21 protein-coding genes are annotated in these 18,705 nt (G+C 58.8%); 10 read left to right on the forward strand and 11 right to left on the reverse strand.

The window, feature by feature from the left end; all coding sequences use genetic code 11:
- Window positions 1-287 precede the first annotated feature (287 nt).
- Window positions 288-971 (forward strand): guanitoxin biosynthesis heme-dependent pre-guanitoxin N-hydroxylase GntA, encoded by a 684-nt coding sequence (gene gntA / locus ABT23_RS08560; protein ID WP_296633685.1) that lies wholly within the window; start codon window positions 288-290, stop codon window positions 969-971.
- Window positions 961-1,548 carry an urea carboxylase-associated family protein gene (locus ABT23_RS08565; RefSeq protein ID WP_296633687.1) on the forward strand — a complete coding sequence of 196 codons (588 nt, stop codon included), beginning with the start codon at window positions 961-963 and terminating at the stop codon, window positions 1,546-1,548. Before gntA ends, ABT23_RS08565 begins: the two co-directional genes overlap by 11 nt.
- A 183-nt stretch (window positions 1,549-1,731) precedes the next feature.
- Here ABT23_RS08565 and ABT23_RS08570 read toward each other — a convergent pair whose 3' ends face one another.
- Window positions 1,732-2,463, reverse strand: coding sequence for a hypothetical protein (locus ABT23_RS08570; protein ID WP_296633690.1), 732 nt, complete (start codon window positions 2,461-2,463; stop codon window positions 1,732-1,734).
- A gap of 282 nt (window positions 2,464-2,745) precedes the next feature.
- On the opposite strand from ABT23_RS08570, the gene ABT23_RS08575 reads away from it, so the two are divergent.
- Entirely contained in the window at window positions 2,746-3,114 is a 369-nt protein-coding gene (locus tag ABT23_RS08575) for a YciI family protein (protein ID WP_296633692.1), read from the forward strand.
- Window positions 3,115-3,182: 68 nt separating this feature from the next.
- Here ABT23_RS08575 and ABT23_RS08580 read toward each other — a convergent pair whose 3' ends face one another.
- Window positions 3,183-3,821, reverse strand: coding sequence for a glutathione S-transferase family protein (locus ABT23_RS08580; RefSeq protein ID WP_296633695.1), 639 nt, complete (start codon window positions 3,819-3,821; stop codon window positions 3,183-3,185).
- A gap of 372 nt (window positions 3,822-4,193) precedes the next feature.
- Here ABT23_RS08580 and ABT23_RS08585 point away from each other — a divergent pair, with 372 nt between their 5' ends.
- From ABT23_RS08585 to ABT23_RS08595, 3 genes are all read left to right on the forward strand, one after another.
- Window positions 4,194-4,520 carry a TusE/DsrC/DsvC family sulfur relay protein gene (locus ABT23_RS08585; protein WP_296633699.1) on the forward strand — a complete coding sequence of 109 codons (327 nt, stop codon included), beginning with the start codon at window positions 4,194-4,196 and terminating at the stop codon, window positions 4,518-4,520.
- A gap of 19 nt (window positions 4,521-4,539) precedes the next feature.
- Window positions 4,540-4,764, forward strand: a complete 225-nt coding sequence (locus tag ABT23_RS08590; protein WP_296633701.1) for a hypothetical protein — start codon at window positions 4,540-4,542, stop codon at window positions 4,762-4,764.
- Between the two features lie 100 nt (window positions 4,765-4,864).
- Complete coding sequence (locus tag ABT23_RS08595; protein WP_296633704.1) at window positions 4,865-5,227, forward strand: STAS/SEC14 domain-containing protein; 363 nt, start codon at window positions 4,865-4,867, stop codon at window positions 5,225-5,227.
- A gap of 63 nt (window positions 5,228-5,290) precedes the next feature.
- On the opposite strand, the gene ABT23_RS08600 is transcribed toward ABT23_RS08595, so the two are convergent.
- Window positions 5,291-6,259 carry a phosphoribulokinase gene (locus ABT23_RS08600; protein WP_296633706.1) on the reverse strand — a complete coding sequence of 323 codons (969 nt, stop codon included), beginning with the start codon at window positions 6,257-6,259 and terminating at the stop codon, window positions 5,291-5,293.
- A 275-nt stretch (window positions 6,260-6,534) separates the two neighbouring features.
- On the opposite strand from ABT23_RS08600, the gene ABT23_RS08605 reads away from it, so the two are divergent.
- Window positions 6,535-6,975 (forward strand): hypothetical protein, encoded by a 441-nt coding sequence (locus tag ABT23_RS08605; protein WP_296633709.1) that lies wholly within the window; start codon window positions 6,535-6,537, stop codon window positions 6,973-6,975.
- Window positions 6,972-7,700 (forward strand): GGDEF domain-containing protein, encoded by a 729-nt coding sequence (locus ABT23_RS08610; RefSeq protein WP_296633712.1) that lies wholly within the window; start codon window positions 6,972-6,974, stop codon window positions 7,698-7,700. Before ABT23_RS08605 ends, ABT23_RS08610 begins: the two co-directional genes overlap by 4 nt.
- Before the next feature lie 71 nt (window positions 7,701-7,771).
- Here the strand turns inward: ABT23_RS08610 and ppk2 are convergent, their stop codons facing one another.
- Complete coding sequence (gene ppk2 / locus ABT23_RS08615) at window positions 7,772-8,932, reverse strand: polyphosphate kinase 2 (RefSeq protein WP_296633714.1); 1,161 nt, start codon at window positions 8,930-8,932, stop codon at window positions 7,772-7,774.
- Window positions 8,933-9,317: 385 nt separating this feature from the next.
- On the opposite strand from ppk2, the gene ABT23_RS08620 reads away from it, so the two are divergent.
- Window positions 9,318-10,391, forward strand: a complete 1,074-nt coding sequence (locus tag ABT23_RS08620; protein ID WP_296633717.1) for a thioredoxin fold domain-containing protein — start codon at window positions 9,318-9,320, stop codon at window positions 10,389-10,391.
- An 82-nt stretch (window positions 10,392-10,473) separates the two neighbouring features.
- Here the strand turns inward: ABT23_RS08620 and ABT23_RS08625 are convergent, their stop codons facing one another.
- The 4 genes from ABT23_RS08625 to ABT23_RS08640 form a co-directional block, all read right to left on the reverse strand.
- Window positions 10,474-11,088: an outer membrane beta-barrel protein gene (locus ABT23_RS08625; protein ID WP_296633719.1), complete on the reverse strand. Its 615-nt coding sequence runs from the start codon at window positions 11,086-11,088 to the stop codon at window positions 10,474-10,476.
- A gap of 242 nt (window positions 11,089-11,330) precedes the next feature.
- Window positions 11,331-11,708, reverse strand: a complete 378-nt coding sequence (locus ABT23_RS08630; RefSeq protein WP_296633722.1) for a SaoD/DsrE family protein — start codon at window positions 11,706-11,708, stop codon at window positions 11,331-11,333.
- Window positions 11,709-12,154: 446 nt separating this feature from the next.
- Window positions 12,155-13,297 carry a hypothetical protein gene (locus ABT23_RS08635; protein WP_296633725.1) on the reverse strand — a complete coding sequence of 381 codons (1,143 nt, stop codon included), beginning with the start codon at window positions 13,295-13,297 and terminating at the stop codon, window positions 12,155-12,157.
- Between the two features lie 511 nt (window positions 13,298-13,808).
- Window positions 13,809-14,435, reverse strand: a complete 627-nt coding sequence (locus ABT23_RS08640; RefSeq protein ID WP_296633728.1) for a DUF502 domain-containing protein — start codon at window positions 14,433-14,435, stop codon at window positions 13,809-13,811.
- Between the two features lie 297 nt (window positions 14,436-14,732).
- Between ABT23_RS08640 and ABT23_RS08645 the strand changes: the two genes are divergently transcribed.
- Entirely contained in the window at window positions 14,733-15,197 is a 465-nt protein-coding gene (locus ABT23_RS08645; RefSeq protein ID WP_296633730.1) for a DsrE family protein, read from the forward strand.
- Window positions 15,198-15,620: 423 nt separating this feature from the next.
- Here ABT23_RS08645 and ABT23_RS08650 read toward each other — a convergent pair whose 3' ends face one another.
- The 3 genes from ABT23_RS08650 to ABT23_RS08660 form a co-directional block, all read right to left on the reverse strand.
- A complete protein-coding gene (locus ABT23_RS08650; protein ID WP_296633734.1) occupies window positions 15,621-16,139 on the reverse strand; it encodes a hypothetical protein in 519 nt (172 codons plus the stop codon).
- A gap of 101 nt (window positions 16,140-16,240) precedes the next feature.
- Window positions 16,241-16,828: a hypothetical protein gene (locus ABT23_RS08655; RefSeq protein WP_296633736.1), complete on the reverse strand. Its 588-nt coding sequence runs from the start codon at window positions 16,826-16,828 to the stop codon at window positions 16,241-16,243.
- Between the two features lie 155 nt (window positions 16,829-16,983).
- Window positions 16,984-18,522, reverse strand: coding sequence for a TIR domain-containing protein (locus ABT23_RS08660; RefSeq protein ID WP_296633740.1), 1,539 nt, complete (start codon window positions 18,520-18,522; stop codon window positions 16,984-16,986).
- Window positions 18,523-18,705: the final 183 nt, after the last annotated feature.

An 18,705-nucleotide genomic window follows, 5' to 3' on the forward strand; every position in this document is an offset into this window, starting at 1 on the left:
TCAGTCCGTAAGCGGACAGACCACGCACAGAAAGGCGCCCAGGGCGCGTAGACACTGTCGGCGTTGGGAGAGGGCAAAATCCAACTTCGAGACTCCGCCCACCTCCGACAGCCCCAGGTTGGCATCCGCCCGTATTTACGCCTCTGCCGCTTCAGCCATTTCCTACACGCATCCCGACCCCTGGACGACTTCGCTCAAACGCCGTCGACGCTAAGCTCGAGTCCATGAATCCAGCCCGTTTTGAATAGACAGGCCAGGGAACAGACTCTCGAGGAAGGAAGGGCGTTATGCGCATGCAATCGCAACCGTCTGCTACGGATATCTCGGAGGGGGAACTGATCGGCCGCTTCGAAGCATTTATTGCCGCCGAGTCTTTTCCATGCGTGGGTGCGAAATCGGCGCTGAGCCGCGGGCAGATCATTTACCGGATCGAAAACACTTTGCGAGGCGGCCCGGCCGCCTCGACCGTCGCTGCCTTGCAGCAGTTCAGTCACGAGTACGACCGCGATTCGCCCTTGTTCCAGAGCGTGGTGGTCCTGTTTCGCCAGCCCGGAACGCTCACGGAAGACGCTTTCGAATCCGTTCTATGGCAGTATCTGGACAGCATGCATCATGCCGATGCCGTCCATCACGCATGGGATCCCAGGGTGAGCAAAGACCCGAAGTCTGCGGACTTCAGCTTCAGCGTGGGTGGGCGCGGATACTATGTCGTAGGCCTGCACCCGGGCGCGAGCCGGACTGCGCGGCGCTTTGTGCGCCCGGCCCTGGTGTTCAATCTGCACGACCAATTCGAACGCCTGCGAAGCGATGGGAAATACATGCCGATTCGGGACACCATCATCAAGCGCGACACACAACTGGAAGGAACGCCGAATCCCATGCTCAAACCTTTTGGCGCTGGCTCTGAAGCCCGTCAGTACAGTGGACGTGCCGTCGACGATCACTGGACGTGCCCGTTTCATGCGCGCTGAGATCCCTCCCCGCTCGGGTGTGGCGTTCGAGCTGCGCGCCGGGCAGCGGCTGCGGGTCATTGATCCGAGGGGCGAACAAGTCTCCGACCTGATCGCTTTCAATCGTGACGATACACAGGAGTACCTGTCCTCCGGACGTACCCTCGATTACGCCTCCAGACTCTTCCTGACGACGGACGACATCCTGTATTCCAACCGCAGCACGCCGATGTTTCGTATCGGCGAGGATCGCGTGCGACGCCATGATTTTCTGCTGACGCCCTGCTCTGCCGCTACCTTCCGCATCATTTACGGCCATGAGCATCCGCACCGGGGCTGTCACGGCAACCTGTCGGAGGCGCTCGCGCCTTTCGGCATCGCGCCGGACCAGATCCCGGTCACATTCAATATATTCATGAACGTCGATGTCAACGGCGAGACCGGCGAAATCGCGGTCAGGCCGCCCCGCAGCAAAGCGGGAGACTACGTGGATCTTGTTGCCCAGATGGATCTGATCGTCGGTCTCACAGCCTGCTCCGCCGAGCAGTCCAACAACTACAGCTTCAAGCCGATCGACTACGAAGTGTTCGACGACTGACTGCAGCGGAGCACTTTCCGCTCGGCGGACGGTCCCGCTCCTGCACTGCCGTCAGCGCCGCCGACACCAAATCACGGCAGCATGCGCTGCCAGCCACACATGGTTTCATCCCCATCCCCCGCCTTTATAGGGCGGCCGGCGGAATTCTCACGCGGCTTGCTTGCACATGCCTCAAGTCTCACGCTACTGGGATTGAGCGAGAAGCGCCTTGAAATCCGGGTTCCTGATCGCTTTGCCAATCACGTTCTGAACCGCCGGAAAATAGGCTTCGGCCGTCTGCTTGCATGCCGTGTCGGCGATAAATCCGCTCTCGAACTCATAATGTTCCGAGACGAAAAGCGATTTGCCGTTCGACGACTTGAGACGCAAGCCGATATCCCACTGGCCACCGGTGAGTCCGCGTGACGAGGAAAAGCTGAGGGTTTCCAGGCTGCCGGTGAGCGTGATCTTCGGCGTCTTGTCATCGAACAAGCCTGCGACCTTCAACTCGTCCGCAAGCGCTTTCTGGATGTAGGCCTCGAAGCTCATGTTGTCGGGCGGCGCGATCGGACCGGCACCTCGGCAGGCCCTGTCAAAAGTCGCTGGTCCCGTGAACGGGCCCACGTTGATATTGCCTATGCCAATCGACTTCAGAGCCACGTTAGTGTCAGCGGAAATGCTGTAACGCGGCGGCGTGAAGGTCGAGCATGCGCTCAGTGACATCACGGCAAGGACGACTGCAATTTTTTTCATGTATGGCTCCCCTGTTATGAACAACGCCAAGCTTTGAAACACCTGCCCGCCTCCTGCAGGCCTGGCGATTGACGGATCGACCGGAGACGGCGTGGCCGCGAGGATAACCCAGAGCGCGCTTGCCGACCACATGTAGCGGCGGTCCCGCCCGGTGCGGTATCGCATGGCGAACTTCAGGGGCATTCTGGTCGCCATGGTTTTGCATTGCCGAACTCAATACCCGGATGAACAACCCGAAGTCGATCCCTTATTGACCCGAATAAGGAGCTTGGCGTGGAATGAAAATGTGTTTTTGCAAGACCTCGTATCTTCACTTCTGCCGACTCGCTGATTTCAAAGCTACGATTATTCAATTCGAGCCTGGCCCCTTTTATTCTTTAATTATTCTCGAAAAAATTATCGGTTGTCGATTCGGCCCCTCTACAAACGTCGTCCTGGTTATCGACACCCCAAAAGGAGATGACCATGCAATTCATGATGCTGATGATTCCCGCCGTGTACCAGGGCGGCAAACCGGCGCCGGACTTCACGCCTGACCCCAAGAAAATGGAAGCGATGGGACGCTTCAACGAGGAGATGGGCAAAGCGCTCAAAATCGAATCGCTCAACGGCCTGCACCCTTTGGCCAAGGGTGCGCGCGTGTCGTTCGCCCAAGGCAAGCCCTCCGTCACCGACGGGCCGTTCATCGAAGCGAAGGAAGTGCTGGGCGGTTACTGGCTGGTGGATGCGCCATCCAAGGAAGACGTGGTGAAGTGGGCGCAGCGCTGCCCGGCGGACGAAGGCGATACCATCGAGATCCGGCAGATCTTCGGGCCCGAGGATTTCGCGAAATAAGGCGCGTGGCGTGAAACACCTCGCCCGGGTTCATCGAAGGCAAATCACCCGAGCCCGGTCCGTTTGATTCATTTCGCCCGCTTCTCGTCGGCGGCCTCGAAATGATCCATCTGGTCGGCCCGGGCCTTTTTGAATGCGGGGCGATCCGTGACACGCGCCACATAGGCCTCGGTCGCCGGCCGGTCGCCAAACGAGCGGATGTCCGGAATGCGCAATACGTCCGCCATCAGCAGGTCTGCGACCGTGAAGCGGTCCGCCGCGAGCCATGCCCGCCCGCCCAGCACTTTTTCGAGCTGGTCGAGACGCGTGCCCATCCATCCCTCAAGACCATTGTTCTCATCGCCGGAGATCTTCAAAAACCACCACGGCACGGAGACCATCTCGATCGAGTTGAGCGCGGCGATCGTCCATTGCAGCGTTTCCGCTTCGCCAACCGGATCGCGCGGCATCAGCGTGTCGCTTTTCCGGGCCAGATGCAGCAGCCCGGCACCGCTCTCGAACAACTCCAGTTCGCCGTCGCTCAGGAAGGGGACCTGGCCAAAAGGCTGGCGTGCGAGATGATGGGTATCAGGACCGTCGAATGGAACCGTGCGGACGGCATAGCCGAGACCGGCTTCCTCGCACGCCCATCTCAGCCTCAGATCACGCACAAAACCACGCGGGCCTTCAGGCACCCAGTCGTAGGTCCAGATGGTCAGTTCGCTCATCTCAGCAGGCCCTTCCTGTATCCAGATTGAACATGGATCGTCGGTATGAACTGATGTTCCGATCGCATCAGCATGCGTACCTTATGCCAAATGGCCAGGAACGTCTCATGCGCCTACCTGGCAGGCAGGTTATCGCAAGCGGGAAGCGACAGCCTCCGCTCCCTTCGACCCGGACACTTCAAAACTCGCGCGGGAAGCCCCGCTCCCATTTTCAGACATGGCTTACACGGAATTCGGACGCCCCCTCGCTGCCAATCATCGCCCTTGTCGGCATCATTTGGCCATCGTTTCCGATTAGCCATCGTGCCGCGTAATCGGCATTGATAGACGGGGTGGTGCTGGCATTGGCAACCCCGCACACAGGACAAGCGCATGAACCCAACCACCGCGAAAGATCCGAGTGTCCTTTTTGACAAGGATGGTTTCGTCATCAAACCCGAACAATGGGATATCGCGCTGGCGCAGCGCATCGCGAATTCCGATGGCCTGGGAGACATGGATGACCTCCAGCAGCAGTTGCTGCTGACCTTGCGCGAGGAATTCCACAAATTCGGGGCGGTCACGGCCTTGAGCCATATTTGCCACCTCAACGGCCTGGACGCAGATTGCCTGCATCAGCAGTTCCGCTCCCCGCGCCAAGCCTGGCGTATCGCGGGTCTGCCCAATCCGGGCGAAGAAGCCAAGGCTTACCTGGCCTGACATACGGATGGAAAGGCATATGATGAGACACGTAAACCTGACCGTTCCGGAAATCGGATTGATCGCCGGCACGCGGGCAGCAGCAGGCGCGGGCCTCGCCCTGCTGCTTTGCAACCGATTGGATCCGGACCGGCGACGCGCTGTCGGCTGGACGCTTCTTGCGGTGGGTATCGCCACCACGATACCGCTGGTCGCACGGGTATTCGGAAAACCCTGCGCGCCCACGGATCCTGAAGAGGCGTAGATTGCAGGCTATCGGCAGTGCAGGCCGTCAAACCCGCGAACCGGCCGTGCCGCCATTCCCGGGCTGAACGCCGGCTGTACGAATCACGAAGGAGAGCGTGATGATCGAGCTTTTACCGGGTCTGCCAGACCCCATTGTCGGATTACGTGCATCAGGACAGGTGACCGCGCAGGACTATGAGTCCGTCGTGATTCCCGCCATCGAATCGAAGCTGCAGGCGCACGGCGCCGTTCGCGTCCTGTACCAATTGGGGCCGGCATTTTCCGGATTCAGCGCAGGCGCGATGTGGGATGACGCGAAACTGGGATTCACCCATCTCAAGGCGTGGGAAAAGATCGCCTTCGTCACGGACAGCGACGGCATGCGGGGCGCAATCGGCCTCTTTCGATTTGCCATCCCGTGTCCGCTCAAGGTCTTTTCCAACGCACAGTTTGCCGAGGCGGTCGAGTGGATAACGGCCTGAGCATGACCCGGTGCGAAAGCACTTGATCGTGTCTGGGTCGCCCCCTTGATTTGACGGTTCAATTCACGGGGAAACCGTCGCCTGACCCAAGCCCGTCGCTTCGCCGCGCGCCTCCATGAACCGGGCCAGTATCGGACCGCAAATCATGCCGAGCGCCAGCCGCAGGTCGTTGTTGGGAACCACCATGGTGGTCGGGCGCGACATGTAGGCGCCGGGAATGCGCCGGAGCAACTCGGGAAAATCATGGCGCTCGCGGTCACGGAAATGGATCACGCAGAGCGATTCGTCGGCCAGCGGCACGTCGCGCGCAATGAACGGATCGGAGGTGTCCACCAGCGGCATGCGCTGGATGTTGATGTCGGTCAGGCCGAACTGAGGCACGATGTAATGGATGTAGTCGTCCATGCGGCGCAGGATGGTTTCCACCGATTCCTCGGGCGTGCACGTGCCCTTTTTGCAGTCGCGGTGGATCTTCTGTATCCACTCCAGGTTGATGGCCGGCGCCACGCCGATCAGCAGGTCCACATGCTGGGCCACGTCGACGCCCGGGCGTCCCACGCGACGGTCAATTTCCGGCGGAAAGTGGCACGATTCGATCTTGCGGCGGGTCCAGGTGTTGGCCATCAGGCCGCCATGCTGCCCCTCGTAGAACAGGAGATCGCTGCCCGGCGGCAGCGGCGCCCAGGGCGTGAACTCGCCAGCCTGCACCCCCAGTTCCTCGCCGTGCTCGGCCGTGTGCGCATACTGGCGAACCACCCCGCTGCCGCATTCGCCATAGGTCCGGAAAAACGATTCCAGCTCCTGGAAATGATTGCACTCGGGCCCGAACCAGGAAATGTTGCGGCCGCTGCGCCGCGCCTCGTCGAGCAAGGCGGCGAACTGCCGATCGGTATAGCGCCGGAAACCGTCGCCATGAACGATCGCAGGCTTGATGTTCAGGCGCTCGAAAATGAACTTGAACGCGTGGCGTATCGTGGACAGGCCGGCACCGGACGAACCGGTCACGGCAACGATGGGATGCTGCTGGGACATGATCGCTGATTCCCCCTGGATTGGCCAAACGGCCGCTGACGGCAAGTTTACCCCGGCGCATCCCGCGAGGAACAGAATCCGAAGCTCGCGAGACCCGTGGCTCGTCAAGCGCGTGGCGTCCATTCGAGCCGGCCCCGTTAGCGGCGCCCAGAGGTTGCAGTATGCGTATGCCCGAACCATGATCCGCGCAGCGTGGCCTATATTGGATAGACGTTCGTGCGCAGACGAGATGCGTCCAGAAACCTCGTCAAGGGAGCTCGCCGTTGGATAAGCCCGTGCCACCCTCTTCAGATTCCCGGGATCCGGGCATCCTGGTGCCGCAGATCGCGCAGAGCTTTCGTCAGCTCCCCATATCGCTGATCGCCAACCTGGCAAACGGACTCATCCTTGCCGCGGTGCTGTGGGGCGCCGTGCCCACGCCCGTCCTGCTAAGCTGGTCAGGCTTGCTCATCGCCGTCACCGGGGCGCGATTCCTCAGCTTGCGCGCGTTTGGAAACGCCTCGCCCAAAAGCGAGCCGGATCTGGCTGTCTGGACGACGTATTTCGTGGCAGGCGCCTGCGCGGCCGGCGTGGTGTGGGGGCTGTCCGGCATTCTCCTGTTTCATCCCAGTTCCTTCCCGCACCAGGTCGTGCTCGCTTTTGTACTGGGGGGAATGGTGGCCGGCGCCGTTCCGCTGCTGTCGTCCGTGCGCTACGCCTATGGGGCATCCGAATGATGTGGGTGGGCGACCGCATCCATCTCGTCATGGGCCTGCTGATGATCATCTTCGGTCTCACCATGCTCGCCACCTCCGCCCAGGTCCACCGCCTGTTCCGCGACGCGGAAAAACTGCGCCGCGAGCTGTTCTCGTCAAGCGAAGTGGCGCAGGCGCTGGAGTACCTGGTCCGCCTGGACAGCCTCACCGGCATCCCGAACCGGCGGCTGTTCGAGGAAGAACTCGGCAAGGAATGGGCAAGGGCGAAGCGCGACAACGTGGCGTTGTCACTCATCATGGCCGATATCGATCACTTCAAGGAATACAACGACCACTACGGGCACCCGGCCGGCGACCTGTGCCTGGTGGACGTTGCGCAGGCCATGCACCACGCGCTGTCCCGCCCCGGCGACGTGGCGGCCCGAATCGGCGGCGAAGAGTTTGCGATCCTGTTGCCGCAGACGGATCTGGACGGCGCAATCGCCGTGGCCGAGCAGTTACGCGAGCGTATCCTGGCCTTGAATCTGCCCCACGACGCCTCGCCCGTGGCCAGCCAGGTCACCCTGAGTTTCGGCGTGTCTTCGTGCGATCTTGCTTCCGTGTCGTCGCCCGCCGAGCTGATCCGCACATCCGACATCGCGCTCTATGAAGCCAAACGCTGCGGACGCAACCAGATTGTGGCAACCCCGAAAACGGCAGCTGATCTGGATCGCGAGAGCGAAGGGGCCAGGATCAAAAATTTCTAGGTGCTCCGGGCGAAAAACTATTCAACCTTGGCCCCTTTGAACCCCGTTGATTCAGATCGAAGCAGTCCGGCTCAAAGCAGCGGGTTTGCCTGATGTTCGCCGCGCTCGTACACCACGTGCGCGCGGCCGACCAATAGCAGATCCAGCGAACCGATGCGGGAGACGTCCTTGTTAGTGTAGGGCAGGCGATGCAGTATGTAGCGCATGGCATTGAGCCGTGCGCGCTTCTTGTCGTCCGACTTGATCACCGTCCACGGCGAGTCGGCGGTGTCGGTGTAGAAGAACATCGCTTCCTTGGCCTTGGTGTAATCGTCCCATTTGTCGAGCGACGCCAGATCAATGGGCGACAGCTTCCATTGCTTGAGCGGATGCACCTTGCGCTCCTTGAAGCGACGTCGCTGCTCTTCGCGGCTGACCGAGAACCAGAACTTGATCAGATGCACGCCGCTGCGCACCAGGTTGCGTTCGAACTCGGGTGCCTGGCGCATGAATTCCAGGTATTCCTCTTCATTGCAGAAACCCATCACCCGTTCCACCCCGGCGCGGTTGTACCAGGAACGGTCGAACAAGGCGATTTCGCCCGCCGTCGGCAGATGCTGGACGTAGCGCTGGAAATACCACTGGCCGCGTTCCATCTCGCTTGGTTTTTCCAGCGCGACCACATGCGCTCCGCGCGGATTGAGGTGCTCCATGAAGCGCTTGATGGCGCCGCCCTTGCCTGCAGCGTCGCGGCCCTCGAACAGGATCACCACTTTCTGCCCAGTTTCCTTCACCCAAGCTTGCAACTTGAGCAGTTCCACCTGGAGCTGATATTTCTGCCGCTCGTAACTCTTGCGCGACATCAGATTCTTGTAGGGATAGCCGCCCTCGCGCCAGTCTTCGGCCAACTCGCCGTCCGGATCGAACGGCACGCCAGGCCTGCCGAGCGGCGGCTTGGCGAGCAGCGCATTGCGCAGTACCTCCGCGTCTTCCGGCGACGCGCCGGCGAGAATGGCCTTCAGCGACTCGATCAGTTCGGGACTGCCGTTGCCAGCCTGACTCAGGATGTCCTTGACCGCCACGATCTTCGACTCCTGCGCGGCGCTCACCGCCTCGTCCACGGTAAACACCTCGACACCCTTGCGAGTATGGATGGGCGAAATATCGCCTTCGGCGGCGATGCGTGGCTTCGCATTGCGGCTGCGAGCCGGGGAACGTTTGGCGGGAGTATTGGCGGAGGGCTTGGTAGTCAAAACAATGTCCTGTCGAGGTAAAGAAGATTCCGGGGAGGCAGCGCCTAGCACACCCACCGTCGTGCAGAACGGTTGCGCACGCGTGCCGCTATAAAAAGATAAATTAATCCTTTTAAAGATCAATTTCAAGCCCACTTGCAGCGATGGGGGGCTGACAGGATCGAAAAAATTGGTAGCGGTGTTCCCGAGGTTTCCGCGAGTCTGCCGGTCGACCCTGCATGCAATCCGCACCAGCGGCCCGACGCGCGAATGTTCTTCGGACCCCAATTCGCCTATGATCGAAACTACAGACTGCGCCAAGACCCCGACGCTGCGGCGATCCATTCGGACAGGGCGTCGATTGGGTTGATTCGAGACCGTCGTTGAGCGGCAAGCTGGAGAACACATGATTTCACATTCGATGCACTGGCCTCATTCCCTCAAGTGGTTCGCATGCATCCTGCTCCTGTTTTCCTGCCTTGCCGGCGCAGCGGAAAAGAAAGAAGGCGCCTTCCATGGCGCGGTCCAGACCGAGTACCCGAGCTGGTTCAAGGCAAGCTTCCTCAACCTCGGGGACGATATTGCAGAAGCCAAATCCCGGAACAAGCGCGTGATGCTCCTGTTCACGCAGGACGGCTGCCCCTACTGCCATGCCCTGGTCGAACGCAACCTTTCGCAAAAGGACATCGAAACCTATCTGCGGAAGCACTTCGACGTAATCGCCATCAACATGTGGGGCGACCGCGAGGTCGAGGGACTCGACAACCGGTCCATGACCGAGAAGCAGTTTGCCGCCAGCCTCAAGGTGCAGTTCACGCCCACCATCCTGTTTCTCGACGAAGCCGGGCAAACCGTCTTGCGGCTCAATGGCTACATTCCCCCCACCCGGTTCATGACTGCACTGGCGTTTGCGGCGCAGGGCACGAAGGATTCCAACTACCTCGATTACGTCGCGGCACACCAGCCGCCTATGACGGGCAGCGAATTGATCGGCGAGTCCTTCTTCAAGAAGCCCCCCTTCAATCTAGTGCGCAAGGGCAAGGCCAGGCCGATTGCGGTGTTCTTCGAGCAACGCGATTGTCCCGCCTGCGCCGAACTGCACAAGAGGATCCTGTCGGACAAGCAGACGCGCGCCATCATCGCCGGGTTCGATGCGATCCAGCTCAACATGTGGTCGGACACGCCGCTGGTCACCCCGCAGGGACAGGCCACCACGGCGCGCGCATGGGCCCGGGCGCTGGACATCAAATACGCGCCCTCCATCGTGCTGTTCGATGCAAAGGGCAAGGAAATCATCCGCTCCGAGGCCTATTTCAAGCTGTTCCACACCCAGGGCATCCTGACCTATGTGCTGAGCGGCGCCTATGAAAAAGAGCCGAGCTTCCAGCGCTATCTGTCCGCCAAGGCGGACCGCCTGCGTGAACAGGGTCAGGACGTGGATATCTGGCGCATGGGCGATGAGCCTGCCGGGAAGAAATAGGCGCGTGCGAGTTCACGCGAGCGGCCCATCCAGGCGGTTTTGTGTGGGTCAGTGCGAGGGCATCCGGCCCCGTTGCCGCGGCTCAGAACCTGTAATTGAGGCCGAGGCTCAGCAACGAAAACCGGACCGCAGCGTTCTGCTCGTAGACAAAGGCCGGGGTATCCGTGAACCGATAGTCCTTCTTTCCCAGGTCCACATACAGATAGTCGGCCTGCAGTTGCACCTTATCCGTCAGCGCGTAAAGCATGCCCGCACCCGCGGTCCAGCCCGTGGCGAGGTGCTGGTCGGATTCCCAGTTTCCGGTCGGTCCCCAGTACTGTATCGCTTCATGCAGGTCGCCCCGGACCTCTCCTGCGGCAATGCCGGCCGTGCCATACACGGCAAAGCGATCGTACGCCTGCCCGACCTTCAAGCGCAGCGTCGCCAGGTTTTTCACTCGCTGCCTGAGATGCATCGGACAGTTCGCGCGGGCGCTGTCGCAACCGTCCACCAGTCCGGGAAGCGGGTTGGTGTACAGGCTGCGGGTGCCGTCGATGTGCGTATCCAGCACGTCCACGCCCAGCCCGTAAATCAGGTTCTCGCGCTGCCAGTCATACCCCAGCGACACCCCCGCGCCCGCGCCGCGCAGATGGACCGACGTGGGCGTGAAGGGGAACGCCGGGTCGTACTGCCCGGTCCCCAGATGTGCCTCGCCCACCCCTCGGCAAGCTTCACGCCGGCATACGGGCCGCTCCAATCCGCGCTGTTGGGCGGTTGTGCGGCAAGTGCAGGAATGGAGGAGAGCAATAGGCTTAAAGCAATGAATTCGCGCATGGGTAGTCTGGTTTTTTCACAAGAAAAAAGCGAATGGTGTCTGGCCCCATTTGGTCTGCCGCAGTTCCTTGTTCAGGTCGGACGTGCCGGTCATGCGGTCATTCTGCGTCTTGACGCCTCAGGAAATCAAAGCGAAATGACCTGGACGTCGGCGACACCTGACAAGGCGGCGTAGAGCTGAGGGAAACATCCCACATGCACGCCTTCGACCAGGCCCTTGGGTCTGACCTCCCCGCTCCCGCATTGCTCGAACGCGCCCTCCGCCAATCCACGGCGCACCGCACACTGATCGCAGGCCATCAGGAGAATGCCTTTTTCGCGGGCCACCTTCGCCAGCCTTTCGCCGAAGGGGTCGCCGCTACGCAAGGTGTAGAGGTTGTCATCGAAAAACATCATCCCCACCACCTCCGCGCCATGATTGCCCGCTTCGAGCTGGGGCAGGATCATGGTGTTCAGTTTAAAAGTGGATGCCATGTTGGTGGCAAATACGTAGGCAACTTTCATATCGTCTCCTTGGATACCTGAAAAATCGGTTCACCTGATCCGGGGTCATGATCCACCCGGTCCGGCGGCGTGCGCTGGGCGATGCACAGTGGGCAGGGTTGCAGCTTCAGGCACTCCACCATGATTAAGCTGCGGTGGCAAGTGCCGTCGATCAGTGCAACAGGCGTCTCCGAGAAGAGAGGTTGGGATGCGTTTCATGGTGGGTTAATTCGACCCTGGCCCCCTTTAACCGCGGCCGTTTGCCGGCTCAACGGAGAAATAACGTCTAAAGTCCCGGCTCGAATTCGTTTGGCAATTTCGAATGTCGAAAACAATGTGGGCCTGGGCCCTTTAACTGCCGCGACTGACCTGCCGGCGAGGTAGCGCAATAAAAAAGGCGCACCGCGGTGCGCCTTTTTTTTGTTCACAGCGCCCGTCACCTGGAACAGTGGTCTGTCCCCTGTTCTTCAGCGATTCTGATAACGCTCCTCGTACTCTTTTTTCCTGCGCTCATACTCTTGCTGAGTGTTCTTGTCCTTTTGAACCTGGCCTTGTGGCGCAGCCTTGTCGTCCCTGGCCTTGCCCCTCGGTTCAGGTTGGGATCGTTGCCGCTCAAGATCGCGTTGCTGCTGCAGGTCTTTCTGACGCTGCTGATCTTGCTGACGCTGCGGCTCTTGGCGGCGTTGCTGTTCTTGCTGACGCTGTTGTGGCTCCAGCTGTCGCTGCTGTTCTTGCTGTCGCTGCTGATCTTGGCGTCGCTGCTGCTCCAGCTGACGCTTCTGTTCTTGCTGTTGCTGTTGCTGTTGCTGTTGCTGTTGCAGCTCCAGCTGGCGCTGTTGTTCCTGGCGGCGTTGCTGATCCAGCTGGCGATCTTGTTCTTGCTGTCGCTGCTGCAGCTCCAGCTGGCGCTGTTGTTCCTGGCGGCGTTGCTGATCCAGCTGACGTTGCTGGTCTTGCTGGTCTTGCTGGTCTTGCTGGCGTTGCTGGCGTTGCTGGTCTTGCTGCGCACGCGGTTTGAAATACTGCTGCGTGACAGGCTCACGCGGCTGGTAGCGGTAATACTCGGACCGTATCGTATGCTGCTGTTCCACTGCGCGAGGATAGCGGTCTCCCGAATAATTCCGCTGGTAAGCCGGCAACGGTGCAGGTGCGGGGGCAGAGCGGGGGTCCCAATGGTCCCACCCACTTCGACGCCGTTCCCATTCGTGACCCCAGTGATCCCCCCAATGTGGCGGCGCATCGGCACGCCAGTCGCGGAAATATGGCGGAGGCTGGCGGTAGTAGCGAACCGGGACGCGCAGCAGATAAGCCGGTACATCGTAATAACCGACGTAATTCCACGGCCCGTTGTACCAGCTGCTCACATACCAGTTATCGCTTTGGAACACCCAGTAGAAGCCGTCGTAAAAGAAGTAATTCGAATCCACCCCGGGCGAGTAGTAGACGGGATAGCCCGGTATCCGGACAAGATCCGGGTACGTCGAATAATGGATGCCGATGCTGACACCGGAATATCCTGAGCCGTAGCTGGATGATTCGTAGGGGGGAGCGGTATAGCAACCCTGTACAAGGGCCATTGATATCGCAATCAACACGTAGCTCTTTTTCATTTGCTGCTCCTTCCACAGATGTGGGGTTACCGATTTGGAGATTTGGAATCAGGTCTGGCTAAGCAATACGTTAACGCAACACCTGCCCCCCACCCTCTTCATCGAAGCAGTGCATAGCCGTTCGTCGGTGTGCGCCGGCGCGAGCGCGGCAGGCAAACCGAGCGCAGCAGCGCCCAGGGAATGGGGATTTCGGTGAGCAGCCGGCATGGCGGAATCCTCCTGTGATTGAAACGGCCCGGGCACCATCGCCCAGCATCATCACAGTATGGACGCGCTCTGTATCTGCAGGATTTCAGACGCTTGCCGAATTGTTACGGAACGTAACTGCATCGCCCGTCCCGGCAGCCGATGGGAGATGGGCCAACGCTTCTTCGCCCCTAGGCGTGGTTTTGCAAGACCTGACCCCGAGGTCCACAAGACCTGACCCCGAGGTCCAAAAGGGGTCAGGATCAAATAAATTTCCAGCGGAGGCCGAGCGCAAAACAATTAGACTCCGGCTCCTTTGATTGCCTCAGGCATCCGCTGCTGCCTTGGGCGGCGGCACCGCACGCGGCGGCTCGGCCATCGACACGCCGGCGCTCAGTACCAGCCGCATGCCCTCCTCCACCGTGAGCCCGGTCGGCTCCAGTTTCGAGCGCGGCAGGTAGACCGTGAAGCCGCCGATCCCGGCGCTCATCGACACATACACCGCCACGGTGCGGTCGCCCTCGGCGGCATCTTCGGGACCGTAGACCGGTCCGCGGGTCACGAAGCCGATCAGGTGCTTGTCTTCGAACGGCACCCACACGACCTGGCCGAAGTCGCCGCGCTCGCTGGTCGCCAGGAAAAAACGGGTGAAATCCTGGGTGCCGCGAAAGACCGTCTTGACCAGCGGGATGCGGACAAACAGCTTCTCGATCGACCCAAACAGCCAGCGCCCCGGCCGGGTGAGGGCGAACAGTCCGACGATGAACATCGCCGCCAGTGCCGCGAGCATGCCGGTGCCCGGCCAGATATACGCTTCCGGCATCAGCGGCCGAAACATCTCGACCAGCAGCTTGTCCCCGTAAAACGTCAGCCAGTAAATGGCATACAGCGTCACGCCCAGAGGCAGCAGGATGTCGATGCCCCGAATCAGGATTCTTCCGATTGTCTTCATGTACCGAGTGAGCCCTTGTTGCGCCCTGTTCCTTGAAATCAAACCTGACCCCTTTGATTTTGAGGGTGATTTTCTTGCTCTTCAGGGCTCCATCTTCTCAGGGAAAGGAGCCCGCTCAAAACCCGGGACGATTCAGGTCCGTTCAGAGTGGCCCCTTCGACTGTCAAACGAATAAGTTATTGAAAAAAATGGAATAAGCATACTTTTGGTAGCGTCAACCCTATTGAGCTAGCAGCAGGGGCTGCCAGCTTACATAAACCATTTAGATACTTACACTTTCACCAAAGGATATCGAATATGAAGCCGTTCAATATTTACTCGACCATTTTGGCCAGTGCTTTTTTGATAATCACGACCAGCGCATTTAGTCAGAATGCCTTGGCTGTTGAGGGAAGCAAAGCGTCCGGCCAACATGTTGCTGTAAGCAAGGTTGTAATTCAGGTGAGTGATAATGACCCAAAGAAATGGAATCTCGCTCTCAATAATGCAAAGAATGTTCAGCAAGACTTAGGAAAGGAGAATGTAGCAGTTGAAATTGTCGCCTATGGTCCCGGCCTCCCTATGCTCAAAATGGATTCCGAAACAGGACCGAGAATTGCTGAAGCGATTGGTGCGGGTGTAAAGGTAGTGGCTTGTGAAAACACAATGAGAAACACGAACCTGACCAAAGAAGACATGCTACCGAATCTTAGTTATGTGAAATCCGGCGTTCCTTATTTGATGAAAAAGCAAGCGGAAGGTTATTCCTACATCCGTCCTTAACAGGATCAAAGAGGCCTGGATCGAATTTTTCCAGCGGGGGCCGAGCGCAAAACAACTCGACCTTGGCCCCTTTGAATCATTGAGGTCTACGGCACCTTCTTCACGCGTCTGCGCGGCCCCTGGCTCGTCGTCACCGGCCTCATCCTGCTGACAGTAACGCTGGCTACGGTAATCGACGAGCGCTATCTGCATTACGACGGCTACCGCGACGGGACGTTGTACTGGCTACCGGCGTCGACCGCAGCCGTGCTGATGCTGGTCGCCTATGTCTTCGGCAGGCGCCGGCCTTATCAGGAATAAAGCGCGCGATACTGCAAGGTCCTGCAAGCGCTGGGGCAGCTTCGTCGGTACAAAGACCTGACGCTGATGTTCTCTGGCCGGCTTACTCCAAAATCAATTCGCGCCTGACCCCTTTTGTCCTTCTCACGTAAACAACGCGTCAAGAAGCTGTGCCGTGCTTAAAGGGCCAGAGAACCTCTTCCTCGGAATGTCTCGATAGTGCGGCCGAATTCTTTTCTTTCCATCTTCACCACGTTTGATGGGGGAAACCGACACTCTTTCCGTTTCAACATTGGGCATCGGCTCGCTCGCTGAAGCCCCGAAGAAAAGAAAGTGGTCAATCTTCAACTCCGACTCCGTATGCACGATCACGACAACGCAGCTACCAGGCAAACGTGTGAATTCAAGCCTAACTGAAAACTTCGCTGCACCGCCGTTCAGATGCACCTGCTTCACTTGGATGTATCGATGCTTTTCCGCACAGGCAAGCACAAGATCAAAACCGGAGTCGTCTACTTCTGAGTTAAAGATATTAAACGGGGCTGTAGGGTCACGGCGCCATAACTCGCCGGCGAGCGCGGCGACCATCCGGTGAATGAGAACATTCTCGACATAGGAGGAGCGTTCGGCGAGGGCTTTTCGATATGCCGCGGAGTCAGTCATAGCTTCATGGTCTGATCTGAAAATGTGATTTTGCAAGACGCGACCCCGAGTTGGGGTTTGCGTTTCGTGGTGGGTTAGTTCAACTCGCCCCCTTTGATTGCTCAGCTCCCGCCGAATGCCTTGTTCAACACCGTACCGGTCGACAGCCACAGCAGCAGCGCGTCCTCATTGCCAGCCAGGCGGTCGTTGGTGGCGACAAATCCGCCGCGCCGCATCCATCCCACGACGTTGTTGCCGAACGCATCGGTGTGGCCCCCGAACGGCCGCGCCGTTCCAAATCGCCGCTCCATCAGCGCGAACACTTCCGGCTGGTGCGCCGCCGCAAAGGACACCCGCACCGCCGACAGCCGGTCATTGCGGAAGAAGAAGGCGATGAGCCGGGCGTCGATGCCGTTGAATTCCGAGACCGTCGACCAGCAGACACGATCGCCCAACGGGCCGGGTTCGGGCGCGCAGGTGTGGTGCAGATGGTGGTAGGTTTGCGTGATCTCCCGCTCCGTCTCCCGCCCTGTCAGCGTATCCACGTCCAGCACGACCGGCATGGCATAGAGCCGGTCGATCAGGCTCGAGCCAGAAAGGTTAATGCGGTAATCCACCGCGACCCACAAACCCGCCAGTAGTATCAGCAGAATCGCGAACTTGACGGTCGTACTTCCCCTGCTGGAACGGACAGCCTCGATGGTGTGCATTTCCCCTCCCCTTTGTCGCGGCTGACGGAGCTGCCGCATTTTCATTTTTCTTTGCCGGGCCTGCCAAGCGGTTCTACGCCGTGGTCTGGCTGCTTTGGTGCTTTGGTTTGCCTGGTGCCTCCGCTTCGTAAACAAATCGCGCCTGACCCCTTTAATTATTCTTGAGTTGTTAGGCCATTCGAAGTGGGCGTTAGAGGCAAAGTAGTCAGCAGATCAAGCAAGGCATCGGGCTCCCTAACCGAAGGAGCGAGAGTTTTCTCGGACGCCTCCAGCACTTGACGTTTGCCCTCGGCACATTTCTTCTGAAACGCCTTATCCTCCGCGGCCTTCTTCTTCAGAGCTCCAGCAAGCCTATCGTGAGAGTACTCTGAGCGAGGCTCATACTTGATCGCACGCTCAAGATACTCACACGCTTCGGTTGGCAACCCGTTGTTTGTAAGAAGATTGCCAATGTTGGCAATTATCCACTGCGAACTATCGTCTACCTTCATTAGTTTCTCTGCTCTTCGGTAGGAATAAAGCGCCACATCGTGCAGGTCGAGTTGAAGACAGGAGTTTCCAAGATACCCCCAATATTCAATTGAGTTGGGGTCGTCGATCGTTAATCTGTCTAGCAGATGAGCGGCGATGTCGTGCTGCTCGAGTTCCTGAGCTAGGCGCGCGTACTTGAATCGGAGATCCTTGTGGCTTGGATTCTTTGCATAGCAACGCTGCACGACAAGCATGGCTTCATTCTTTTTTTCGTCTCGTTCAAGGGCCTCAGCCAATTCGATGGCGACATCGGGAAAATCCTCTGGGCCAACGCGCTGCAATTCCGCGATTGCGCTGGCATTGTCGGCCCCTTCCATATGGCATAAGGCGAGTGCCTTTGCAATGGTTGCGTCCTTTGGCCTCTTCGCTTGCGCCGCGACCAGGAGCTGAATTGCTTTGCTTGCGTAGCCTTCCCAACGGAGAAACGCTGCGACGAGAGACTGGATTTTAGAAGAGTCAAGTTGCTCGGCAGCAAAGCTAGTTAGCTCATCGGTACTGCTGTTATTTCGCTGTTTGAGCTCGCAATAGAGAATCCAAGCTTTTGAGGTGAGCGCATCTTCCCCCGACTGATTCATTAGTTCGCTTTCGAGGGTTGCCTTTGCATTGACATACTCCTTGTCAAAGAAATCGAATATCCAATGACGTTTACCTGATTTATCTACGCTCCCACCTTCGGTACTTGCATCGACGCCAACTCTTCCGGGAACCACACCAAGCGTCTTCATCTGCAACCGGATTTGATGGCACACTGCGCCTGTTGCCGCTTGCATGCTGCCGTCAGTACGGGCTGATTCATACCGTCCAGGCGTAACGCCCAGGAGGTCGGTAGGCAAGTGAAGATCACCGTCGGATGGGAGCAAGAAGAACACTCGCTCCCTCCCGAGTTTTCCTATGAAAAGGCCAAACTCGAAAAGCACGTTATCTCTAACTGCAGGCGCAGTGAGATCCCTTATGCGAACCAGATCGTCTAATGAGAAAACGAAGATAGCGAAGTCGCTGTCGGAAAGAGCCTTAGTTAGGGATTCCATTGTTGTGCGAGACAACTCAAAGACACCCTGGTCCCAGACCGTTACCTCAGCTTCGTGCAAAAGGTTCTGCTGTACGGCATAAGCGACATTGAGTCCTTCCACTGATGAACCAATGAAAACACGGGGCTTCGGCATTGTTGTTCCTATTGATTGAAAAACGTGTATTTCCGATGTTAAGGTTAAGCGTCGTGAATTCACCCAATAAAAAAGGCGCAGTCTCCTGCGCCTTTTTGTAATCCCAGCCGGTCAATCCCAGCTCAACGCCCCGCCCGTCTGATACTCCGTGACGCGCGTCTCGAAGAAGTTCTTCTCCTTCTT

This window comes from Thiobacillus sp. SCN 63-57, from assembly GCF_001725555.1.
In the GTDB taxonomy this organism is placed as follows: domain Bacteria; phylum Pseudomonadota; class Gammaproteobacteria; order Burkholderiales; family Thiobacillaceae; genus Thiobacillus.